Origin of the sequence: Citrobacter sp. MGH106 (assembly GCF_001037495.1) — a bacterium.
GTDB lineage: Bacteria > Pseudomonadota > Gammaproteobacteria > Enterobacterales > Enterobacteriaceae > Citrobacter > Citrobacter murliniae.
The window spans coordinates 3902900-3922431 of sequence record NZ_KQ089822.1; the positions used below are offsets into that span (position 1 = coordinate 3902900).

Genomic DNA, 19532 nt, shown 5'->3' on the forward strand with positions numbered 1-19532 from the left:
GAGGGGCGGATGTTATGACTTACGCAGCATCAGCCAGAGGCTGATCAGGAAGAACGATGCACTTGGCAGCAACGCGCCGATGATCGGTGGAATACCGTACACCAGCGTCAGTGGGCCAAAGATCTGGTCCAGCACGTAGAACACGAAACCAAAGCTAATCCCTGTCACCACGCGCACACCCATCGGCACGCTACGCAGCGGGCCAAAGATAAACGACAGCGCCATCAGCATCATTACCGCTACCGATAACGGCTGGAAGACTTTGCTCCACATATTGAGCTGGTAGCGTCCGGCATCCTGGCCGCTCGACTTCAGGTACTTCACGTAGTTATGCAGACCGCTGATGGAGAGCGCATCTGGATCCAATGCCACCACACCAAGTTTGTCTGGCGTAAGGTTGGTTTTCCAGGTTCCACTCACAGTTTGCGAACCGGTGATTTGTTTCGGATCCTGCAGGTTAGATTCATCAACCTGCGACAGGCGCCAGACTTTATTATCGGCATCGAATTTTGCATTCGCGGCGTAACGCACAGACAACAGGCGACGCTGATCGTTAAAGGTGTAGATACTGATACCACCCAGCTCTTCGTCACCTTTCACCCGCTCGATGTAGACAAAGCTGTCACCATCTTTCGCCCACAGCCCCTGTTGGGTTGAGAGCAGCGAGCCGCCATACATCTGCTGCGCACGGTAGTTACGCGCCATCTGTTCGCCCTGAGGCGCAACCCATTCACCGATAGCCATCGTCAACAGCACCAGCGGAATAGCGGTTTTCATCACCGACAATGCGACCTGCATACGGGTAAAACCAGAAGCCTGCATCACTACCAGTTCACTACGCTGGGCCAGCATGCCCAGCCCCAACAACGCGCCGAGCAGCGCGGCCATAGGGAAGAAGATCTGAATATCTTTCGGTGCGCTGAGCAGGGTATACAGCCCTGCGCCCATCGCATCGTAGCTCCCCTGCCCGGCTTTTTTGAGCTGGTCTACAAACTTGATGATGCCGGAGAGCGACACCAGCATGAACAACGTCATCATGATGGTGGTGAAAATCGTTTTACCGATATAGCGGTCAAGTACACCAAAGGGCTGCATTATACCGCTCCTTTACGCAGAAAACGGGCACGCAAGCGGCGCACTGGCAACGTATCCCACAGGTTAAGCGCAATCGCCAGTGCCAGATAAAGCAGGTTAACCGTCCACATCCAGAGCGCTGGATCAAGCTTACCTTTGCCACCGTTCGACTTCAGGGAAGTCTGGATCAGGAAGAACATCAGATACAACAGCATTGCTGGCAGCATGGAAAGCACACGCCCCTGACGCGGGTTAACCACGCTCAGCGGCACAACCATCAGCGCCATCATAAATACGGTGAATACCAATGTGATACGCCAGTGCAGTTCCGCACGGGCACGATCGGTATCGGTCGTCCACAATGTGCGCATATCCATCTGGTCGGTATCGTTGGGATCCAGCGCCACAGCCTGATGACCGATAATTCCCTGATAATCCTGGAAGTCGGTAATACGGAAATCGCGTAACAGTGCAGTACCTTCAAAGCGCGTACCTTTGTTCAGCACCACCACCTGAGAGCCATCGCGCAACTGGGTCAAATGTCCTGAATCAGCCACCACGACCGAAGGACGGGCGTTACCTTTCGGGCGGATTTGCGCGAGGAAGACATCTTTGAAGTTGTTACCATCGACGCTTTCGATAAACAGTACCGAACTGCCGTTGGTGGCCTGCTGGAATTGCCCCTGCGCGAGTGCAGCCATGCCAGGATTCGCTTTCGCTTCCGCCAGCACTTCATCCTGATGTTTTGAGGACCAGGGTCCAGCCCACATGACGTTCACCGCCGCAATAATACTGGTAAACAACGCCAGCACCATCGCCGCTTTCACCAGCACCGCTTTGCTCAGACCGCAGGCGTGCATGACCGTAATTTCACTTTCGGTATACAGTTTACCCAGCGTCATTAGCAGCCCGAGGAACAGGCTTAATGGCAAGATAAGTTGCGCCATTTCTGGCACGCCCAGCCCCAGAAGCGAGAGCACCAGATTTGCCGGGATATCACCGTCAACCGCCGCACCGAGGATCCTGACTAGCTTTTGACAAAAGAAGATCAAAAGTAGAATGAAAAGGATCGCAAGTTGGCTTTTGAGCGTTTCCCGTACCAGATATCTTATGATTATCACTTTAAATACGCCCGTAAAAACTCGTCTTTTGCCGGAATTTAGCTTGTTTCATGGCTTATACGTCATTTATTCTCTTGAGTCGTCGAAATCGTCGCTAAGACTATTATACTCAACGGATTCACCTCTCAGAAATTGTTCTGACGTGCCAATGCCGTAATAACGTTAAGATTAACACGAAGTCACCGCAACAGCGGGTATGAGTTACGAAAGCTTGCAATTCTATCCGTAGCCACCGCCGTTGTCTTTAAGATTCAGGAGCGTAGTGCATGGAGTTCAGTGTAAAAAGCGGTAGCCCGGAGAAACAGCGGAGTGCCTGCATCGTCGTGGGCGTCTTTGAACCACGCCGCCTCTCTCCGATTGCAGAGCAGCTCGACAAGATCAGCGACGGGTACATCAGCGCACTGCTGCGTCGTGGCGAACTGGAAGGCAAACCGGGTCAAACCCTGTTGCTGCACCATGTTCCTAACGTTCTGTCTGAGCGAATTCTCCTCATTGGTTGTGGCAAAGAGCGTGAGCTTGATGAGCGCCAGTACAAGCAAGTTATTCAGAAAACCATCAACACCCTGAATGACACTGGCTCGATGGAAGCAGTCTGCTTTCTGACTGAGCTGCATGTGAAATGCCGTAACAACTACTGGAAAGTGCGTCAGGCTGTAGAGACCGCGCAGGAAACGCTGTACAGCTTTGATCAGCTAAAGAGCAACAAAAGCGAGCCGCGTCGCCCGCTGCGTAAAATGGTCTTCAACGTACCTACCCGCCGTGAGCTGACCAGCGGTGAACGTGCTATTCAGCACGGTCTGGCTATTGCCGCCGGTATTAAAGCCGCGAAAGATCTCGGCAACATGCCGCCGAACATCTGTAATGCAGCGTACCTGGCGTCTCAGGCACGTCAGCTGGCTGACAGCTACAGCAAAAATGTGGTGACGCGCGTGATTGGCGAGCAACAGATGAAAGAGCTGGGCATGCACTCTTACCTCGCCGTTGGCCACGGGTCGCAGAACGAGTCGCTGATGTCCGTTATCGAGTACAAAGGCAATCCGTCAGAAGATGTCCGTCCGATTGTTCTGGTCGGCAAAGGACTAACCTTTGACTCCGGTGGTATTTCCATCAAGCCTGCCGAAGGCATGGACGAGATGAAATACGACATGTGCGGCGCAGCGGCAGTGTATGGCGTGATGCGTATGGTGGCGGAGCTGCAATTGCCGATTAACGTCGTCGGTGTGCTGGCTGGTTGTGAAAACATGCCAGGTGGTCGCGCGTATCGTCCGGGTGATGTGCTGACTACCATGTCCGGCCAGACTGTTGAAGTGCTCAATACTGATGCCGAAGGCCGCCTGGTGCTGTGTGACGTGTTAACCTACGTTGAGCGTTTTGAACCAGAAACGGTCATTGATGTGGCGACGTTAACCGGTGCGTGCGTCATTGCGCTGGGCCATCACATCACCGGCCTGATGTCGAACCATAACCCGCTGGCGCACGAGCTGATTGGTGCTTCTGAACAAGCAGGCGATCGCGCGTGGCGTTTACCGCTGGGCGATGAATTCCAGGAACAACTGGAATCCAACTTTGCGGATATGGCCAATATTGGCGGACGTCCTGGCGGGGCAATTACTGCGGGCTGCTTCCTGTCACGCTTTACCCGTAAGTACAACTGGGCGCATCTGGACATCGCCGGTACCGCATGGCGTTCAGGAAAAGCCAAAGGAGCAACCGGTCGTCCGGTCGCGCTGCTGTCGCAGTTCCTGCTCAATCGTGCTGGTTTTAACGGCGAAGAGTAAGTTTGAGATTGTCCCGTAGGCCAGATAGCGCCATCCGGCCTACGGTGTGCATCATGGCAACGCATTTAAATCCACCACAAGAAGCCCCATATATGAAGAATGCAACGTTCTACCTTCTGGACAATGACACCGTCATTGATGGCTTAAGCGCCGTCGAGCAACTGGTGTGTGAAATTGCCGCAGAACGTTGGCGCGCGGGCAAGCGTGTACTGATTGCCTGTGAAGATGAAAGACAAGCTATTCGGCTGGATGAAGCGCTGTGGGCGAGACCGGCAGAAAGCTTTGTGCCGCATAATCTGGCGGGTGAAGGCCCGCGCGGCGGTGCACCAGTTGAAATTGCCTGGCCGGAAAAGCGCAATAGTAGCCCACGCGATCTGCTGATCAGTTTGCGCGTTGGCTTTGTAGATTTTGCCACCGCTTTCACAGAAGTGATAGACTTTGTCCCTTACGAAGATTCTTTGAAACAATCGGCACGCGAGCGCTACAAAGCATATCGCGTGGCTGGTTTTAACCTGAATACGGCAACCTGGAAATAATGGAAAAGACATACAACCCACAAGATATCGAACAGCCGCTTTACGAGCACTGGGAAAAGCAGGGCTATTTCAAACCTAACGGCGATGAAAGCAAAGAGTCCTTCTGCATCATGATCCCGCCGCCGAACGTTACCGGCAGTTTGCATATGGGTCATGCTTTCCAGCAGACCATCATGGACACCATGATCCGTTACCAGCGCATGCAGGGTAAAAACACCCTGTGGCAGGCAGGTACTGACCATGCGGGTATCGCAACCCAGATGGTGGTTGAACGTAAGATTGCTGCCGAAGAAGGTAAAACCCGTCACGACTATGGTCGCGATGCTTTTATCGATAAAATCTGGCAGTGGAAAGCGGAGTCCGGCGGTACGATTACCCGTCAGATGCGCCGTCTGGGCAACTCTGTGGACTGGGAGCGCGAGCGCTTTACCATGGATGAAGGCCTTTCCAATGCCGTGAAAGAAGTCTTTGTTCGCTTGTACAAAGAAGACCTGATTTACCGTGGCAAACGCCTGGTAAACTGGGATCCAAAACTGCGTACTGCTATTTCTGATCTGGAAGTGGAAAACCGCGAGTCCAAAGGCTCGATGTGGCACATCCGCTATCCGCTCGCCGATGGTGCAAAAACCGCCGACGGTAAAGATTACCTGGTCGTTGCGACAACCCGTCCGGAAACCGTACTGGGTGATACCGGCGTGGCCGTTAACCCGGAAGATCCGCGCTATAAAGACCTGATCGGCAAATTCGTGATCCTGCCGCTGGTTAACCGCCGCATTCCAATTGTTGGCGATGAACACGCCGATATGGAAAAAGGCACCGGTTGCGTGAAAATCACCCCGGCCCACGACTTCAATGACTATGAAGTGGGTAAACGTCACGGCCTGCCGATGATCAACATTCTGACCTTTGACGGCGATATCCGTGAAAGTGCAGAAGTGTACGACACCAAAGGTGAAGAGTCCGACGTTTACTCCAATGAGATCCCGGCTGAATTCCAGAAGCTGGAGCGTTTTGCCGCACGTAAAGCCGTGGTTGCCGCTGTCGACGCACTGGGCCTGCTGGAAGAGATTAAACCGCACGATCTGACTGTTCCTTACGGCGACCGTGGCGGCGTGGTTATTGAACCGATGCTGACCGACCAGTGGTACGTTCGTGCCGATGTGCTGGCAAAACCGGCCGTTGAAGCGGTTGAGAATGGCGACATTCAGTTTGTACCGAAACAATACGAAAACATGTACTTCTCCTGGATGCGCGATATTCAGGACTGGTGTATCTCCCGTCAACTGTGGTGGGGTCACCGTATTCCGGCATGGTACGACAACGACGGTAATGTCTACGTTGGCCGTAACGAAGACGAAGTACGTCAGGAAAACAACCTGGGCGCCGACGTTGCCCTGCGTCAGGACGAAGACGTTCTCGATACCTGGTTCTCCTCCGCACTGTGGACCTTCTCGACCCTCGGCTGGCCGGAAAACACCGACGCTCTGCGTCAGTTCCACCCGACCAGCGTGATGGTTTCCGGCTTCGACATCATCTTCTTCTGGATTGCCCGCATGATCATGATGACCATGCATTTCATCAAAGATGAAAACGGCAAGCCGCAGGTTCCGTTCAAGACCGTCTACATGACTGGCCTGATCCGTGACGACGAAGGCCAGAAGATGTCCAAATCCAAGGGGAACGTTATCGACCCGCTGGATATGGTTGACGGAATCGCCCTGCCTGAGTTGCTGGAAAAACGTACCGGCAATATGATGCAGCCGCAGCTGGCAGAGAAAATCGCCAAACGCACCGAGAAGCAGTTCCCGAACGGCATCGAGCCACACGGTACTGACGCCCTGCGTTTTACCCTGGCAGCACTCGCGTCTACCGGTCGCGATATCAACTGGGATATGAAGCGTCTGGAAGGTTACCGTAACTTCTGTAACAAGCTGTGGAACGCCAGCCGCTTTGTGCTGATGAATACCGAAGACCAGGATTGCGGCTTTAACGGCGGCGAAATGACGCTGTCGCTGGCGGACCGCTGGATCCTCGCAGAATTCAACCAGACCGTGAAAGCGTACCGCGAAGCACTGGATAACTTCCGCTTCGATATCGCCGCAGGCATCCTGTACGAATTCACCTGGAACCAGTTCTGCGATTGGTATCTGGAGCTGACCAAGCCGGTAATGAACGGTGGTTCAGAGTCTGAACTGCGCGGTACCCGCCACACGCTGGTGACGGTTCTGGAAGGTCTGCTGCGCCTGGCGCACCCGATTATTCCATTCATCACCGAAACCATCTGGCAGCGTGTGAAAGTGATTTGCGGTATCACCGCAGACACCATCATGCTGCAACCGTTCCCGGAATACGATGCGGCTCAGGTTGATGAAGCGGCACTGTCTGATACCGAATGGCTGAAGCAGGCGATCGTTGCCGTGCGTAACATCCGTGCGGAAATGAACATTGCCCCAGGCAAACCACTGGAATTGCTGCTGCGTGGTTGCAGTGAAGCCGCGATTCGTCGCGTCAACAACAACCGTAGCTTCCTGCTGAATCTGGCGCGTCTGGAAAGCATCACCGTGCTGCCTGCCGACGATAAAGGTCCGGTATCTGTGACCAAAATCATCGACGGTGCTGAGCTGCTGATCCCGATGGCTGGCCTCATCAATAAAGAAGATGAACTGGCACGTCTGGCGAAAGAAGTGGCGAAAATCGAAGGTGAAATCAGCCGCATCGAAAATAAACTGTCTAACGAAGGCTTTGTGGCGCGAGCACCAGAAGCGGTGATCGCCAAAGAGCGCGAGAAGCTGGACGGTTATGCAGAAGCGAAAGCTAAACTGATTGAGCAGCAGGCGGTTATTAGCGCGCTGTAATCTGAAAGCCGGGAGGCATATCGCTTACCCGGCCTGTTATATCTTTAATATCAATGTATTGCGCGCTTCCTGGGGCGCGCAATACATCCGTTCCTGAATTTTCCTCTCTTGCACATCCCCGTCCCACAGTGTTATTAACTGCGTATATCCGCCACTACATGTCACGAGTTTTGCTATGAATGTTATTTCACCGGTCGCGGCCACCCTGCGCCTTATCACCGCTGACGATAATTCAGCCGTTGCCAGCGTGATCCGTCAGGTTTCCGCTGAATACGGCCTGACCGCCGATAAAGGCTATACCGTCGCCGACCCTAATCTCGATGAGCTATATCAGCTCTACAATCAGCCAGGATATGCATATTGGGTTGTCGAGCAGAACGGAAAGGTTGTGGGCGGTGGCGGCATCGCACCACTTTCCTGTAGCGAACCTGATATTTGTGAACTGCAAAAAATGTATTTTTTACCCACAATACGTGGACAGGGGATGGCAAAGAAACTGGCGTTGATGGCGCTGGACCATGCCCGTGAACAGGGCTTTAAGCGCTGTTATCTGGAAACCACTGCCTTTTTGCGTGAGGCGATTGGCCTGTATGAACATTTAGGGTTTGAGCACATCAGCGAACCATTGGGCTGTACCGGGCACGTCGATTGTGAAGTGCGGATGCTCAAACCCCTTTAAGTTTTACTGCATGTCAGGTGCGACCGACAGGCGAATAACGCCGGCCGCATTTGCCGCAGGCAGTTTCAGTACCTGCGACCAGAAGTCCTGCACCAGATCGCAGGCAATCTTCTCTTTACCAACGCCTTTCTGTGGATCAGCCATGATTTCAATATCATGGCCATAACGCTGCACTAACGGTGGCACGACTGTCTGCACATCCTGTGTTGCCTGCTGACGTTCAGTTTCCGTAACCGTGTGTCGGTTTGGCCCATAGGCAGCACGCATCATTGCAGCATCGCTCTCCATCCGCCGCTGAATAATATCCTTCGCAATCAAATGGACCGGGTTAATTCCACCTTTCACCGCCGGAAACAGAAAACGGAAGCACTCGTCATCCCCTTTCTTTTGCACTGCCGCAATCTGTTCAAGGTTGATTTTCATATAGGCCGTGACGTTCTCGTCCGGCGCATTCTGTAAGCGTGCCATCTGAATCTGCAATATCTGCGGTTGTACCGCATCAATCATCTCCTGCTCGCTTTTACCCTCTTTTCGCATCTGCAGGGCCTGCATGCGAATACGCTGCCATAATGCGGGTTCCTGCTCTTTTAGCACGATCATCGTTGGCAGGGTTGCCATCGCGGCATCAAATTTTTGTTCTTCGGTCTGACCTGAGGCTGCATTTTCCCGGGGGATCAGGTAATGCACGTCAAAAACGTTCCACGCAATGATCGCTATCACCATGAAAACCGCGCCGGAGATTTTCCCCACCCAGCCTTTTTTGCGAAAGATGCCCACCACGATGGCGATAACCACGCCTACGTAAGCAGCGAGTAATACATGTGTCCAGTTCATTGGTAATCCTTGTCCCAAAAAGAGACATTCTTAACGTCTGCAGACATCCTGTCACTGGGCAACAGCAAAAACTACCGAATTTTAGAGATGACCGGTACGCCACTGTGAAAACGGAACTCATCGTCCGGGGATAAGATCAGCGAAGCTTCTACTTCACCAAAAAATCGTACTCTTTCACTGATATCGTGTGCAGAAACCTGCTGTGCCAGCGCCAGATAATCCTGATAATGGCGCGCCTCTGAACGGAGCAACGACAGATAAAATGCCTGTAACTCGTCATCCAGATACGGTGCCAGAGCAGCGAAACGTTCGCAGGAACGCGCCTCGATATACGCGCCGCAAATGAGCTTATCAATCAGCGTTAACGGCTCATGGGTTCGCACCTCTTTGAGCATGCCTTTGGCATAACGGCTGGCAGTAATTTTGATATACGGAATATTGCGACTCATCATCGCCTCCCGCACCTGCCAGAAGTGGTGTAACTCTTCTTTGATCAACAAAACCATGCTGTCGATAAGCTGTCGTCCCCATGGGTCGTCAGTTTGCGGCATCACACTTTTGCCGATCTGCTTATTCAGTGAGATGAAATCAGGTTCTTCCCCTTCCCGGAAGGCAAAGGCCTCATAGGGTTTCAGCCACTCCAGCAGCGCCTGCGCTCCCTGCTTATCAGCGACATATTTACGCACCAGCAACATCGCGGTTTGCGCCGCTTTCAGTTCACAAATGAGGTGGTCGGTCAGTAACAGAGGTAGATGTTCCGGGTCTCGCGCTTTATCAAGCCATGCCTGGGGTGTTTTGCAGTGCAGGAAGTTCAGGATCGGGGAGAGTATTTGCGGGTAATCCATACGTTGTCCTTGCCCTACGACAGCAAACGCTGCCGTAGGTCAGCAGATGATTTAGTGACGCACGCCATCATCATCTTCGTCGACGAAATCTTCATCGTCGCCGTCTTCACCTTCTTCGCCGTTAGGGTCTTCAAAATAAGTACCCCACCCGTCGTACTCCACATCAAATTTTTCAGCCAGGTTCATCAGTTGCTCAACCTGGGAGTCAATCAGCTCGGCGTTCAGAGCACATTCGCTGAGGATGTCACAGCAAATTACCGTGTCGCCCTCTTCCACTTCCAGCTCTTCCGGCTCGGTCACTTCATAACCCAGTTTGAAGGCTTCTACTGCTGCTTTTTCCAGGGTTTCAAAATCATCTGCGGAAAGGTGATGCTCGATGGTATACAGCGCATCAGGATCGCTGCCATCTTCAAGTAATTCTTCAATAATCAAGCGTGTTTCTTCACGCTGTTCTTCCAGGTGTTCCGGGTTTGCCATGGCTCGTTCCTCATAATGTCCTGCCGATACTCTTATTGTCACATACCGCTGACATTGCCTCCACCTTTCCAGGAAAGATTTGTTAAACAAGGTTGCAAACGAATAAATATCCATATAAATTGAATTTTAATTCAATAAATGGCTTAAGCCATGTGAGGGAACCATGTCTGCACTTTATCAGAAGCATTTTTTGAAACTGCTTGATTTCACCTCTGCTGAACTCGCATCACTGCTACAACTCGCCGCACAACTAAAGGTGGATAAGAAAAACGGCACAGAGATCGCCAAACTGACCGGCAAAAACATCGCGCTCATCTTCGAAAAAGACTCGACCCGTACCCGTTGCTCTTTCGAAGTTGCCGCATACGATCAGGGCGCTCGCGTAACGTATCTCGGGCCAAGCGGCAGTCAGATTGGTCATAAAGAGTCGATTAAAGATACCGCCCGAGTGCTCGGTCGCATGTACGACGGTATTCAGTACCGGGGCCACGGACAGGAGGTCGTTGAGACACTGGCGGAGTATGCCGGGGTTCCGGTATGGAATGGGTTAACTAACGAATTTCACCCCACTCAGTTACTGGCCGATCTGTTAACTATGCAAGAACATCTGCCGGGTAAAGCGTTTAATGAGATGACGCTGGTATATACCGGCGATGCCCGCAACAATATGGGGAACTCGATGCTGGAAGCAGCAGCGTTAACGGGGCTGGATTTGCGTCTGGTTGCGCCACAAGCCTGCTGGCCTGAAGAAAATCTGGTTGCGGAATGCAAAGCCCTGGCACAGAAAAACGGCGGTAATATAACGCTGACTGAAGATGTTGCCACAGGCGTTAAAGGTGCAGATTTCATCTATACCGACGTTTGGGTATCAATGGGTGAAGCGAAAGAGAAATGGGCCGAGCGTATTGCGTTACTGCGTAAATATCAGGTCAACAGCAGCATGATGGAGCTGACCGGCAACCCGCAGGTGAAATTCTTGCACTGCTTGCCTGCATTTCATGACGATCAGACCACGCTTGGCAAAAAAATGGCGGAAGAGTACGGTCTGCATGGCGGTATGGAAGTGACAGACGAGGTCTTCGAGTCACCCGCCAGTGTGGTATTCGATCAGGCAGAAAACCGCATGCACACAATCAAAGCGGTGATGGTCGCGACGTTAGCGAAGTGACTATATTACATGACGGAAGTGCCGGATGGCGTCTCATCCGGCATCACAATATATTCTACGCCACCAGCATTTTCACCACAGCTTTGCGTACCAGCGCAGGCTTACCCACCGCACACAGCGGCTTATGAACCTCTCCTGGATAGAACACCACAAAGTCACCTTCATTCAGTACAACCGTTTTCTCCTCAGCCCCTTCCGGTAAAAAGGCGATATCTTTATCCTCCAGCCAGTCGGTCTCCGGCGCACCCGCAGGCAATGTGCTGAAAGTCATCCCTTCCTGGCCTTTGAGCAGGATCTGAATATCAAGATAACGGGCATGGTACTCGGCACGGCGCTGCTCGAACGGCTCGGTCATATCTTCTGCAATCAGATAAAACAGGCGATTGCCATCGATGTCATGCTTACCTTTTTCAGTTTCATCCGTCACATGCGCTTTAATGTGCTCAATCGCCTGTCGCAACTCTTCTGGCAGCCATGCTTCCAGGTGGTGAATATTGCCAATAATCATTTCAAAACCCTCAACTAAAACAACGTTTCATTTTGGTTGTTATACGAAAAAACCGTCTGCCATACAACTCCTGGTTACTGATATTTTGCGTCAACGCATGTTTATCGCTGATGATGTTGGTCAGTTGTTAATATCCAGGATGAGTTATGCATAAACTATGCATAACTCATGATCCCCTCTTTCCCTGATGTTATGTAACCTACTGTTTTACAAAATTTTATTAGAAAAACCCGCAACAGGTCACATTTCACTCTCCCTTCATAATGCCTGTATATCCTCATATTTATTTGAAAATAAAAGTTAAACCACAAATAATAAAATTAAAAAATCGCATAACCATTCAAAGATGAAAAATAAACCATTAAAAATCAACAAATTATTAAATTCACTATATTTAAGAAAACACACAAACAATTAACACGAACAAATAACAAGACATATTCCTGCGTATTAATTCAATTCAACACCCTATTATTTTTTAATTTCTCAGAACTCTGTCATATATTAAAAAAGAAAAATAAAACGTCCGCTCTACTGTGAAAGAAATCACATTTCTATGTCAGATAAGGTCTAAATATAGATCCCGCAATTAGCTGAAAAATCATGACTGCAAAAATATTATTTGCAGGCACCTCCTCTTTATTTTTTACAATCACGTTAAAGGGATAATGATGGAAAAGCATTATGTCGGTTCCGAAATCGGTCAATTACGTAGCGTGATGCTACATCGTCCTAATCTCAGTTTAAAAAGGCTGACGCCATCGAACTGTCAGGAGCTGCTTTTTGATGATGTTCTTTCAGTAGAACGTGCGGGTGAAGAACATGACATTTTCGCCGACACACTGCGTCAGCAGGGAATTGAAGTTCTGTTACTCACTGATTTATTGACACAAACTCTTGATATCCCTGACGCAAAAAGCTGGTTACTGGATACGCAAATTTCTGATTACCGCCTTGGCCCCGCTTTCGCTACCGATATTCGCGCCTGGCTGGCAGATATGTCGCACCGGGAACTCGCCCGGCATTTAAGCGGCGGTCTGACCTACGGAGAAATCCCCGCTTCAATCAAAAATATGGTAGTCGACACTCATGATATTAATGATTTTATTATGAAGCCATTACCGAATCACTTATTTACTCGCGACACTTCATGCTGGATATATAACGGTGTGTCTATTAATCCGATGGCCAAAACAGCCCGTCAGCGGGAAACCAATAATCTCCGGGCAATTTATCGCTGGCATCCGCAATTTGCCGATGGTGATTTTATTAAATATTTCGGTGATGAAAATATTAATTATGACCATGCCACGTTAGAAGGTGGTGATGTGCTGGTCATTGGCCGTGGCGCAGTGCTGATCGGCATGTCTGAACGGACAACCCCACAGGGAATCGAGTTTCTTGCCCAGTCGCTATTCAGGCATCGCCAGGCTGAACGCGTGATCGCCGTAGAACTGCCAAAACATCGCTCCTGTATGCATCTCGATACCGTTATGACCCATATCGATATCAATACCTTCTCCGTCTACCCGGAAGTCGTTCGCCCTGACGTTCAGTGCTGGACCCTGACGCCAGATGGACGCGGCGGCCTGAAACGAACTCAGGAAAACACCCTGGTACATGCCCTCGAAAAAGCCCTGGGCCTTGATCAAATTCGCTTAATCACCACCGGTGGTGACGCTTTCGAAGCCGAACGTGAGCAGTGGAATGATGCGAACAACGTCCTCACTCTGCGCCCCGGCGTCGTAGTGGGTTATGAGCGCAACATCTGGACCAACGAAAAATACGATAAAGCCGGAATCACCGTTTTACCCATTCCAGGCGACGAACTTGGACGAGGTCGCGGCGGTGCGCGCTGCATGAGTTGCCCGCTGGAACGCGACGGTATTTAAGGGGACGTCATGGAAAACAAACCTACTCTGGTTGTCGCCCTCGGTGGCAACGCGCTGCTCAAACGTGGCGAGCCGCTGGAAGCAGATATTCAACGTAAAAATATTGAGCTGGCAGCAAAAACCATCGCCCAGCTCACGCAGCAGTGGCGCGTGATCCTGGTGCATGGCAACGGCCCGCAGGTCGGACTGCTGGCGTTACAAAACAGTGCCTACGCCAGCGTCACCCCCTATCCGCTCGACATTCTCGGCGCGGAGAGCCAGGGCATGATCGGCTACATGCTACAGCAGGCGCTGAAAAATCAGCTTCCGCAGCGTGAAATTAGCGTCCTGCTGACGCAGGTTGAAGTCGATGCCAGCGATCCGGCATTCAGCAACCCAACCAAATATATCGGACCGATTTACGACGACATCCAGGCCAGGACATTACAGGCGGAAAAGGGCTGGGTTTTCAAAGCCGACGGTAAAGCATTCCGCCGGGTGGTCCCCTCTCCACAACCCAAGCGCATTGTTGAAAGCGACGCGATTCGTACCCTGATCGCCCGCGATCATCTGGTTATTTGCAACGGTGGCGGTGGTGTGCCCGTGGTGGAGAAGGCCGATGGCTACCACGGTATTGAAGCGGTGATCGACAAAGATCTCTCCGCAGCCCTCCTCGCCAGCCAAATCCATGCCAATGCGCTGCTGATCCTGACAGATGCCGACGCCGTATACCTCGACTGGGGCAAACCCACTCAACGCCCGCTGGCTCAGGTCACTCCGGAGCTACTCAGCGAAATGCAATTCGACGCCGGTTCAATGGGGCCCAAAGTCACGGCCTGCGCCGAGTTTGTCAGCCGCTGCCACGGCATTGCGGGCATCGGTTCGCTGGCTGACGGCACGTCCATTCTCAGCGGAGACAAAGGCACGCTGATTCGCAGCGAAACCGTCGACGCATAAACCCCTTTTACCTGATGGCACGAACCCGCAGGCCGGATAAGGCGAAGTTGCCATCCTGCCTGCTACGACTTAAGGACCTATTTATGGCTATTTCACTGAAAAATCGCAACTTTCTAAAACTTCTCGACTACACCCCCACCGAGATCCAGTACCTCATCGATCTGGCTATCGAGCTAAAAACCGCGAAAAAAGCCGGGCGTGAAAGACAAACACTAATCGGCAAGAACATCGCGCTGATCTTTGAAAAAACCTCTACTCGCACCCGTTGCGCCTTTGAAGTCGGCGCTTTCGACCAGGGTGCGCAAGTGACCTATCTCGGCCCAAGCGGCTCGCAGATTGGTCATAAAGAGTCGATGAAAGATACCGCCCGCGTTTTGGGTCGTATGTATGACGGCATCGAATACCGTGGCTATGGCCAGGACATCGTTGAGGAGCTGGGTGAGTACGCCGGTGTTCCGGTATGGAATGGGCTGACGAATGAATTTCACCCTACGCAGATCCTCGCCGATCTGATGACAATGCTGGAACACGCACCGGGTAGAACTCTACCTGAACTGAGTTTTGCTTACCTCGGGGATGCCCGTAACAACATGGGCAATTCGCTGATGGTCGGCGCGGCAAAAATGGGCATGGATATTCGCCTGGTCGCACCAAAATCCTTCTGGCCAGATGAAGCTCTGGTCGCCGAATGCCGTGAAATCGCCAGTGTTACTGGTGCGCGCATTACGCTCACCGACGATGTCGCTGAAGGCGTCTACGACGTGGATTTCCTCTATACCGATGTCTGGGTCTCAATGGGCGAGCCAAAAGAAGCATGGGCGGAACGCGTCAGCCTGATGACGCCCTACCAGGTTAACCAACAGGTCATCAAGGCCACCGGCAACCCTAATGTGAAATTTATGCACTGCCTGCCGGCCTTCCATAACGAGCACACCAAAGTAGGACGTGAAATCGAAGCGGCTTACGGCCTGAAAGGGCTGGAAGTCACAGAAGAAGTATTCGAGTCAGTTCACTCGATCGTCTTCGACGAAGCAGAGAACCGGATGCATAGCATCAAAGCGGTCATGGTAGCGACACTCGGCGACTAATCCCTCAGGGCATATGTCGCCAGGCGATGTATGCCCGAGCTATCCGGAGAACATCATGGGCAAATTCAAATTTCCCAGCGCATATACCATCCTGTTTATTCTCATTGCACTTGTCGCCGTCATGACCTGGATAGTCCCGGCAGGGAAATACCAGATGGCGATGAATGACACACTGGGCAAAGAAGTACCGGTTGCTGGCACTTACGCCCCCACAGAGGCCCATCCACAAGGTTTTACCGCAGTATTACTGGCACCAATCGACGGTCTTTATAACCATGAAACCTACACCGCCGGTGCAATTGATGTGGCGTTGTTTGTCCTGATCATCGGCGGTTTTTTGGGGGTTGTGAATAAAACAGGTGCCATCGACGCCGGAATTGAACGCGTGACGGTGAGACTTAACGGTAAAGAGGAGTGGATGATCCCCATCCTGATGGGACTTTTTGCTGCCGGAGGAACGATTTACGGGATGGCAGAAGAGTCACTCCCTTTCTACACATTATTAGTTCCGGTAATGATGGCCGCCCGCTTCGATCCGTTAGTTGCCGCCGCTACCGTTCTGCTCGGCGCTGGTATTGGCACACTCGGTTCGACGATTAACCCCTTTGCGACAGTCATCGCTGCTAACGCAGCCGGGATCCCTTTTACCCAGGGGATGTTGATGCGCATTCTGCTACTGCTCGTCGGGTATGTTATCTGCGTCGTGTGGGTGATGCGCTATGCCCGAAAAGTTCGCAGTCATCCAGAGCTGTCTATCGTAGCGGACAAACTGGAGGAAAACCGCGCTCATTTTCTCGGTAATCGCGCCGATACCAACCTTGAGTTCACGGCTACGCGTAAAGCAATCCTGTTTATTTTCGCTGCCGCCTTTGCGGTGATGATTTATGGGGTCGCTGTACTCGGGTGGTGGATGGCGGAAATATCCGGCGTCTTTCTGGCTGCTGCAATTATCGTGGGCGTGATAGCCAGAATGAGCGAAGAAGCATTTACCAGCACGTTCATCGACGGCGCGCGGGATCTGCTTGGTGTCGCGCTAATTATCGGTATTGCCCGCGGCATCGTCGTGGTGATGGATAACGGCATGATTACCCACACGATTCTGCACAGCGCCGAGAATTTAGTCTCTGGCCTTTCTACCACCATTTTCATCAATGTTACCTACTGGTTGGAAGTTTTGCTGTCCTTCCTGGTGCCTTCCTCCTCCGGGCTTGCAGTACTTACCATGCCAATAATGGCTCCGCTGGCAGACTTCGCCCATGTGCAAAGAGATCTGGTTGTCACTGCGTACCAGTCCGCTTCCGGCATTGTGAATCTGGTTACCCCTACCTCTGCGGTGGTAATGGGGGGACTGGCCATTGCTCGCGTACCTTACGTGCGATACCTGAAATGGGTCGCCCCATTACTGCTCATTCTCACGCTGCTGAACATGGCGGTCTTAAGCATAGGCGCCATGCTGTAGCCCTTTTGCCGTCGGATATCGACGGCTTTTTTGAGCACTCTCTCGTTTTTCTGCCCAACCGCCCGTTTGATCCGTTATCGATACGGAAAATATGGTGAATTTCGCCATCGCATTGATATAAATAATAAATATAAGGTGTCTTTATGAAGGAATACGATGATTACTCTGCCAAAGAGCAACTGCTGCTGGCGGTTTGTCAGCGCCTGATTACAGAAAAACGCTACCTGTCACAGGAAGCCATCCGCTGTGAACTGCAAAACCAGGGGTTTGCCGGCATCAGCCAGTCTACTGTCTCACGCCTGCTGAAATTGCTCGGAGCTATAAAAATAAGAAATACAAAAGGGCAAAAAATTTATTCTACAAATCCCCAGTTGCGCCCTGCGCCGGATGCCGCCCGCTCTATTTCTGAAATGGTGGTCAGCATAGAGCACAATAGCGAATTTATCCTTATCCACACCGCAGCGGGATATGGCCGGGCCGTTGCCAGAATCCTCGATTATCACGCATTGCCGGAAGTTCTGGGAGTCGTTGCCGGCAGCAGTATTGTCTGGGTCGCACCTCGGGTAGTTCAGCGAACTGCGCTAGTCCACAAGCAGATTAATTATTTACTAAAGATGAATTAAAATTCATAAGAACCGTTTGCGATGAATAATTTGTGCATTATTTGCTTGATCCCATAACGTAGCTGAGTATAATCGCGGACAATTTGCCGGGAGGATGTATGGTTCAGTGTGTACGACATTTTGTCTTACCGCGTCTGAAAAAAGACGCTGGCCTGCCGTTTTTCTTCCCGTTGATCACCTATTCCAAGCCCCTCAATTGAGGGGCTTTTTTTTTGCCCAGGCGTCAGGAGATAAACATGGCTAACCCGCTCTATCAAAAACACATCATTTCCATAAACGACCTCAGCCGCGATGATCTGAATCTGGTCCTCGCGACGGCGGCGAAACTCAAAGCAAACCCGCAACCGGAACTGTTAAAACATAAGGTAATCGCCAGTTGCTTCTTCGAGGCGTCAACCCGTACCCGTTTATCATTTGAAACCTCGATGCACCGTCTGGGTGCCAGCGTGGTTGGGTTCTCCGACAGCAGCAACACATCCCTGGGCAAAAAAGGTGAAACGCTGGCCGACACCATTTCCGTCATCAGCACCTATGTTGATGCCATTGTGATGCGTCATCCGCAGGAAGGCGCCGCGCGTCTGGCAACTGAATTCTCCGGCAATGTGCCGGTACTGAATGCGGGTGACGGCTCCAACCAGCATCCGACGCAAACCCTGCTGGATCTGTTCACCATTCAGGAAACTCAGGGCCGCCTGGACAATCTGCAGATAGCGATGGTAGGCGACCTGAAATATGGTCGTACCGTCCACTCCCTGACCCAGGCACTGGCGAAATTTGAGGGCAACCGCTTCTACTTTATCGCCCCGGATGCGCTGGCAATGCCGCAATACATTCTGGATATGCTGAATGAAAAAGGTATCGCCTGGAGCCTGCATGGCACTATCGAAGAGGTGATGGCGGAAGTGGACATTCTCTATATGACCCGCGTACAGAAAGAACGTCTGGACCCGTCTGAATACGCCAACGTGAAAGCACAGTTTGTTCTGCGCGCCAGCGATCTGAATGGTGCGAGAGAGAATATGAAAGTTCTGCATCCGCTGCCGCGTATCGATGAGATCACTACCGACGTTGATAAGACGCCACATGCCTGGTATTTCCAGCAGGCAGGCAACGGGATATTCGCTCGCCAGGCGTTACTGGCACTGGTTCTGAACCGCGATCTGGCACTGTAAGGGGAAATGACGATGACACACGATAACAAACTGCAAGTAGAAGCCATCAAACGTGGCACTGTGATTGACCATATTCCCGCACAGGTTGGTTTCAAGCTGCTGACGCTGTTCAAACTGACAGAGACCGACCAGCGTATCACTATCGGTCTGAACCTGCCGTCTGGCGAGATGGGCCGTAAGGACCTGATTAAAATTGAAAATACCTTCCTGACCGACGAGCAGGTTAACCAGTTGTCCCTGTACGCTCCACAAGCGACGGTAAATCGCATTGACGACTATGACGTCGTGGGTAAATCGCGCCCCAGCCTGCCGGAGCGTATCGATAATGTGCTGGTATGCCCGAACAGCAACTGCATCAGCCATGCTGAGCCGGTTTCATCCAGTTTTGCAGTGAAAAAGCGCGCCGATGACATCGCACTCAAATGCAAATACTGTGAAAAAGAGTTTTCGCATTATGTGGTGCTGGCCAACTAATTGGGGTTGGTAA

21 protein-coding genes and 1 pseudogene are annotated in these 19532 nt (G+C 51.7%); 14 read left to right on the forward strand and 8 right to left on the reverse strand.

Annotated features, from left to right (window positions below; translation table 11 throughout):
- Positions 1-12: 12 nt before the first annotated feature.
- From lptG to SK36_RS25090, 3 genes are all read right to left on the reverse strand, one after another.
- Positions 13-1095: an LPS export ABC transporter permease LptG gene (gene lptG, locus SK36_RS18190; protein WP_045439235.1), complete on the reverse strand. Its 1083-nt coding sequence runs from the start codon at positions 1093-1095 to the stop codon at positions 13-15.
- Positions 1095-2195, reverse strand: coding sequence for an LPS export ABC transporter permease LptF (gene lptF, locus SK36_RS18195; protein ID WP_045439231.1), 1101 nt, complete (start codon positions 2193-2195; stop codon positions 1095-1097). Before lptF ends, lptG begins: the two co-directional genes overlap by 1 nt.
- A 62-nt stretch (positions 2196-2257) precedes the next feature.
- The gene (locus SK36_RS25090; protein WP_223307023.1) at positions 2258-2308 is read right to left on the reverse strand and encodes a hypothetical protein; all 51 of its coding nucleotides are present in this window, start codon (positions 2306-2308) and stop codon (positions 2258-2260) included.
- A 153-nt stretch (positions 2309-2461) separates the two neighbouring features.
- Between SK36_RS25090 and pepA the strand changes: the two genes are divergently transcribed.
- The 4 genes from pepA (at position 2462) to SK36_RS18215 (ending at position 8043) form a co-directional block, all read left to right on the forward strand.
- Entirely contained in the window at positions 2462-3973 is a 1512-nt protein-coding gene (pepA, locus tag SK36_RS18200) for a leucyl aminopeptidase (protein WP_048222240.1), read from the forward strand.
- Between the two features lie 92 nt (positions 3974-4065).
- Positions 4066-4509, forward strand: a complete 444-nt coding sequence (gene holC / locus SK36_RS18205) for a DNA polymerase III subunit chi (RefSeq protein WP_045439226.1) — start codon at positions 4066-4068, stop codon at positions 4507-4509.
- Complete coding sequence (locus SK36_RS18210; protein WP_048222242.1) at positions 4509-7364, forward strand: valine--tRNA ligase; 2856 nt, start codon at positions 4509-4511, stop codon at positions 7362-7364. Before holC ends, SK36_RS18210 begins: the two co-directional genes overlap by 1 nt.
- A 175-nt stretch (positions 7365-7539) precedes the next feature.
- Positions 7540-8043 (forward strand): GNAT family N-acetyltransferase, encoded by a 504-nt coding sequence (locus SK36_RS18215; RefSeq protein WP_045439219.1) that lies wholly within the window; start codon positions 7540-7542, stop codon positions 8041-8043.
- Between the two features lie 3 nt (positions 8044-8046).
- Here the strand turns inward: SK36_RS18215 and SK36_RS18220 are convergent, their stop codons facing one another.
- The 3 genes from SK36_RS18220 to rraB all read right to left on the reverse strand — a co-directional run bounded on the left by SK36_RS18220 (position 8047) and on the right by rraB (position 10199).
- A complete protein-coding gene (locus tag SK36_RS18220) occupies positions 8047-8877 on the reverse strand; it encodes a hypothetical protein (protein WP_045439217.1) in 831 nt (276 codons plus the stop codon).
- A gap of 71 nt (positions 8878-8948) precedes the next feature.
- Complete coding sequence (gene miaE, locus SK36_RS18225) at positions 8949-9722, reverse strand: tRNA isopentenyl-2-thiomethyl-A-37 hydroxylase MiaE (protein ID WP_045439216.1); 774 nt, start codon at positions 9720-9722, stop codon at positions 8949-8951.
- Between the two features lie 51 nt (positions 9723-9773).
- A complete protein-coding gene (rraB, locus tag SK36_RS18230) occupies positions 9774-10199 on the reverse strand; it encodes a ribonuclease E inhibitor RraB (RefSeq protein ID WP_045439213.1) in 426 nt (141 codons plus the stop codon).
- Between the two features lie 119 nt (positions 10200-10318).
- On the opposite strand from rraB, the gene SK36_RS25280 reads away from it, so the two are divergent.
- Together SK36_RS25280 and argF (SK36_RS18235) are read left to right on the forward strand one after the other, a co-directional pair.
- On the forward strand, positions 10319-10393 hold the full coding sequence (locus tag SK36_RS25280) for a hypothetical protein (RefSeq protein WP_404979420.1): 75 nt from the start codon (positions 10319-10321) through the stop codon (positions 10391-10393).
- The gene (argF, locus tag SK36_RS18235; protein WP_045439209.1) at positions 10363-11367 is read left to right on the forward strand and encodes an ornithine carbamoyltransferase; all 1005 of its coding nucleotides are present in this window, start codon (positions 10363-10365) and stop codon (positions 11365-11367) included. Before SK36_RS25280 ends, argF (SK36_RS18235) begins: the two co-directional genes overlap by 31 nt.
- Positions 11368-11422: 55 nt before the next feature.
- Here argF (SK36_RS18235) and SK36_RS18240 read toward each other — a convergent pair whose 3' ends face one another.
- Positions 11423-11875 carry a YhcH/YjgK/YiaL family protein gene (locus SK36_RS18240; protein WP_045439205.1) on the reverse strand — a complete coding sequence of 151 codons (453 nt, stop codon included), beginning with the start codon at positions 11873-11875 and terminating at the stop codon, positions 11423-11425.
- Positions 11876-12546: 671 nt separating this feature from the next.
- On the opposite strand from SK36_RS18240, the gene arcA reads away from it, so the two are divergent.
- The 5 genes from arcA to SK36_RS18265 all read left to right on the forward strand — a co-directional run bounded on the left by arcA (position 12547) and on the right by SK36_RS18265 (position 17873).
- Complete coding sequence (gene arcA, locus SK36_RS18245) at positions 12547-13767, forward strand: arginine deiminase (RefSeq protein WP_048222247.1); 1221 nt, start codon at positions 12547-12549, stop codon at positions 13765-13767.
- 9 nt (positions 13768-13776) lie between these two features.
- On the forward strand, positions 13777-14703 hold the full coding sequence (arcC, locus tag SK36_RS18250) for a carbamate kinase (RefSeq protein WP_048222249.1): 927 nt from the start codon (positions 13777-13779) through the stop codon (positions 14701-14703).
- A gap of 83 nt (positions 14704-14786) precedes the next feature.
- Positions 14787-15791, forward strand: coding sequence for an ornithine carbamoyltransferase (argF, locus tag SK36_RS18255; protein ID WP_048222251.1), 1005 nt, complete (start codon positions 14787-14789; stop codon positions 15789-15791).
- Between the two features lie 55 nt (positions 15792-15846).
- Positions 15847-17250, forward strand: a complete 1404-nt coding sequence (locus SK36_RS18260; RefSeq protein WP_045439193.1) for a YfcC family protein — start codon at positions 15847-15849, stop codon at positions 17248-17250.
- Between the two features lie 143 nt (positions 17251-17393).
- Positions 17394-17873, forward strand: coding sequence for an arginine repressor (locus tag SK36_RS18265; RefSeq protein ID WP_048222253.1), 480 nt, complete (start codon positions 17394-17396; stop codon positions 17871-17873).
- Here SK36_RS18265 and SK36_RS24765 read toward each other — a convergent pair.
- Positions 17870-17992 (reverse strand): hypothetical protein, encoded by a 123-nt coding sequence (locus SK36_RS24765; protein ID WP_136345326.1) that lies wholly within the window; start codon positions 17990-17992, stop codon positions 17870-17872. The two genes, SK36_RS18265 and SK36_RS24765, sit on opposite strands and share 4 nt — an antisense overlap.
- Between SK36_RS24765 and pyrL the strand changes: the two are divergent.
- From pyrL to pyrI, 3 genes and pseudogenes are all read left to right on the forward strand, one after another.
- Positions 17972-18107 (forward strand): annotated as a pseudogene (pyrL, locus tag SK36_RS23995) (pyr operon leader peptide). The gene SK36_RS24765 and the pseudogene pyrL overlap by 21 nt on opposite strands.
- A gap of 2 nt (positions 18108-18109) precedes the next feature.
- Complete coding sequence (pyrB, locus tag SK36_RS18270) at positions 18110-19045, forward strand: aspartate carbamoyltransferase (RefSeq protein ID WP_048222256.1); 936 nt, start codon at positions 18110-18112, stop codon at positions 19043-19045.
- 12 nt (positions 19046-19057) lie between these two features.
- Entirely contained in the window at positions 19058-19519 is a 462-nt protein-coding gene (gene pyrI / locus SK36_RS18275; RefSeq protein ID WP_003025816.1) for an aspartate carbamoyltransferase regulatory subunit, read from the forward strand.
- The last annotated feature ends 13 nt before the right edge of the window (positions 19520-19532 follow it).

Bases quoted from the DNA above. Each gene is read 5' to 3' on its own strand.
- SK36_RS18210 (WP_048222242.1), top strand. From the start codon at position 4,509: ATGGAAAAGACATACAACCCACAAGATATCGAACAGCCGCTTTACGAG.
- pepA (WP_048222240.1), top strand. From the start codon at position 2,462: ATGGAGTTCAGTGTAAAAAGCGGTAGCCCGGAGAAACAGCGGAGTGCC.
- SK36_RS18240 (WP_045439205.1), bottom strand. From the start codon at position 11,875: ATGATTATTGGCAATATTCACCACCTGGAAGCATGGCTGCCAGAAGAG.
- SK36_RS18215 (WP_045439219.1), top strand. From the start codon at position 7,540: ATGAATGTTATTTCACCGGTCGCGGCCACCCTGCGCCTTATCACCGCT.
- argF (WP_048222251.1), top strand. From the start codon at position 14,787: ATGGCTATTTCACTGAAAAATCGCAACTTTCTAAAACTTCTCGACTAC.
- holC (WP_045439226.1), top strand. From the start codon at position 4,066: ATGAAGAATGCAACGTTCTACCTTCTGGACAATGACACCGTCATTGAT.
- rraB (WP_045439213.1), bottom strand. From the start codon at position 10,199: ATGGCAAACCCGGAACACCTGGAAGAACAGCGTGAAGAAACACGCTTG.
- SK36_RS24765 (WP_136345326.1), bottom strand. From the start codon at position 17,992: ATGTCGTACACACTGAACCATACATCCTCCCGGCAAATTGTCCGCGAT.
- argF (WP_045439209.1), top strand. From the start codon at position 10,363: ATGTCTGCACTTTATCAGAAGCATTTTTTGAAACTGCTTGATTTCACC.
- arcA (WP_048222247.1), top strand. From the start codon at position 12,547: ATGGAAAAGCATTATGTCGGTTCCGAAATCGGTCAATTACGTAGCGTG.
- lptG (WP_045439235.1), bottom strand. From the start codon at position 1,095: ATGCAGCCCTTTGGTGTACTTGACCGCTATATCGGTAAAACGATTTTC.
- SK36_RS18260 (WP_045439193.1), top strand. From the start codon at position 15,847: ATGGGCAAATTCAAATTTCCCAGCGCATATACCATCCTGTTTATTCTC.
- pyrI (WP_003025816.1), top strand. From the start codon at position 19,058: ATGACACACGATAACAAACTGCAAGTAGAAGCCATCAAACGTGGCACT.
- pyrB (WP_048222256.1), top strand. From the start codon at position 18,110: ATGGCTAACCCGCTCTATCAAAAACACATCATTTCCATAAACGACCTC.
- SK36_RS18265 (WP_048222253.1), top strand. From the start codon at position 17,394: ATGAAGGAATACGATGATTACTCTGCCAAAGAGCAACTGCTGCTGGCG.
- SK36_RS18220 (WP_045439217.1), bottom strand. From the start codon at position 8,877: ATGAACTGGACACATGTATTACTCGCTGCTTACGTAGGCGTGGTTATC.
- miaE (WP_045439216.1), bottom strand. From the start codon at position 9,722: ATGGATTACCCGCAAATACTCTCCCCGATCCTGAACTTCCTGCACTGC.
- arcC (WP_048222249.1), top strand. From the start codon at position 13,777: ATGGAAAACAAACCTACTCTGGTTGTCGCCCTCGGTGGCAACGCGCTG.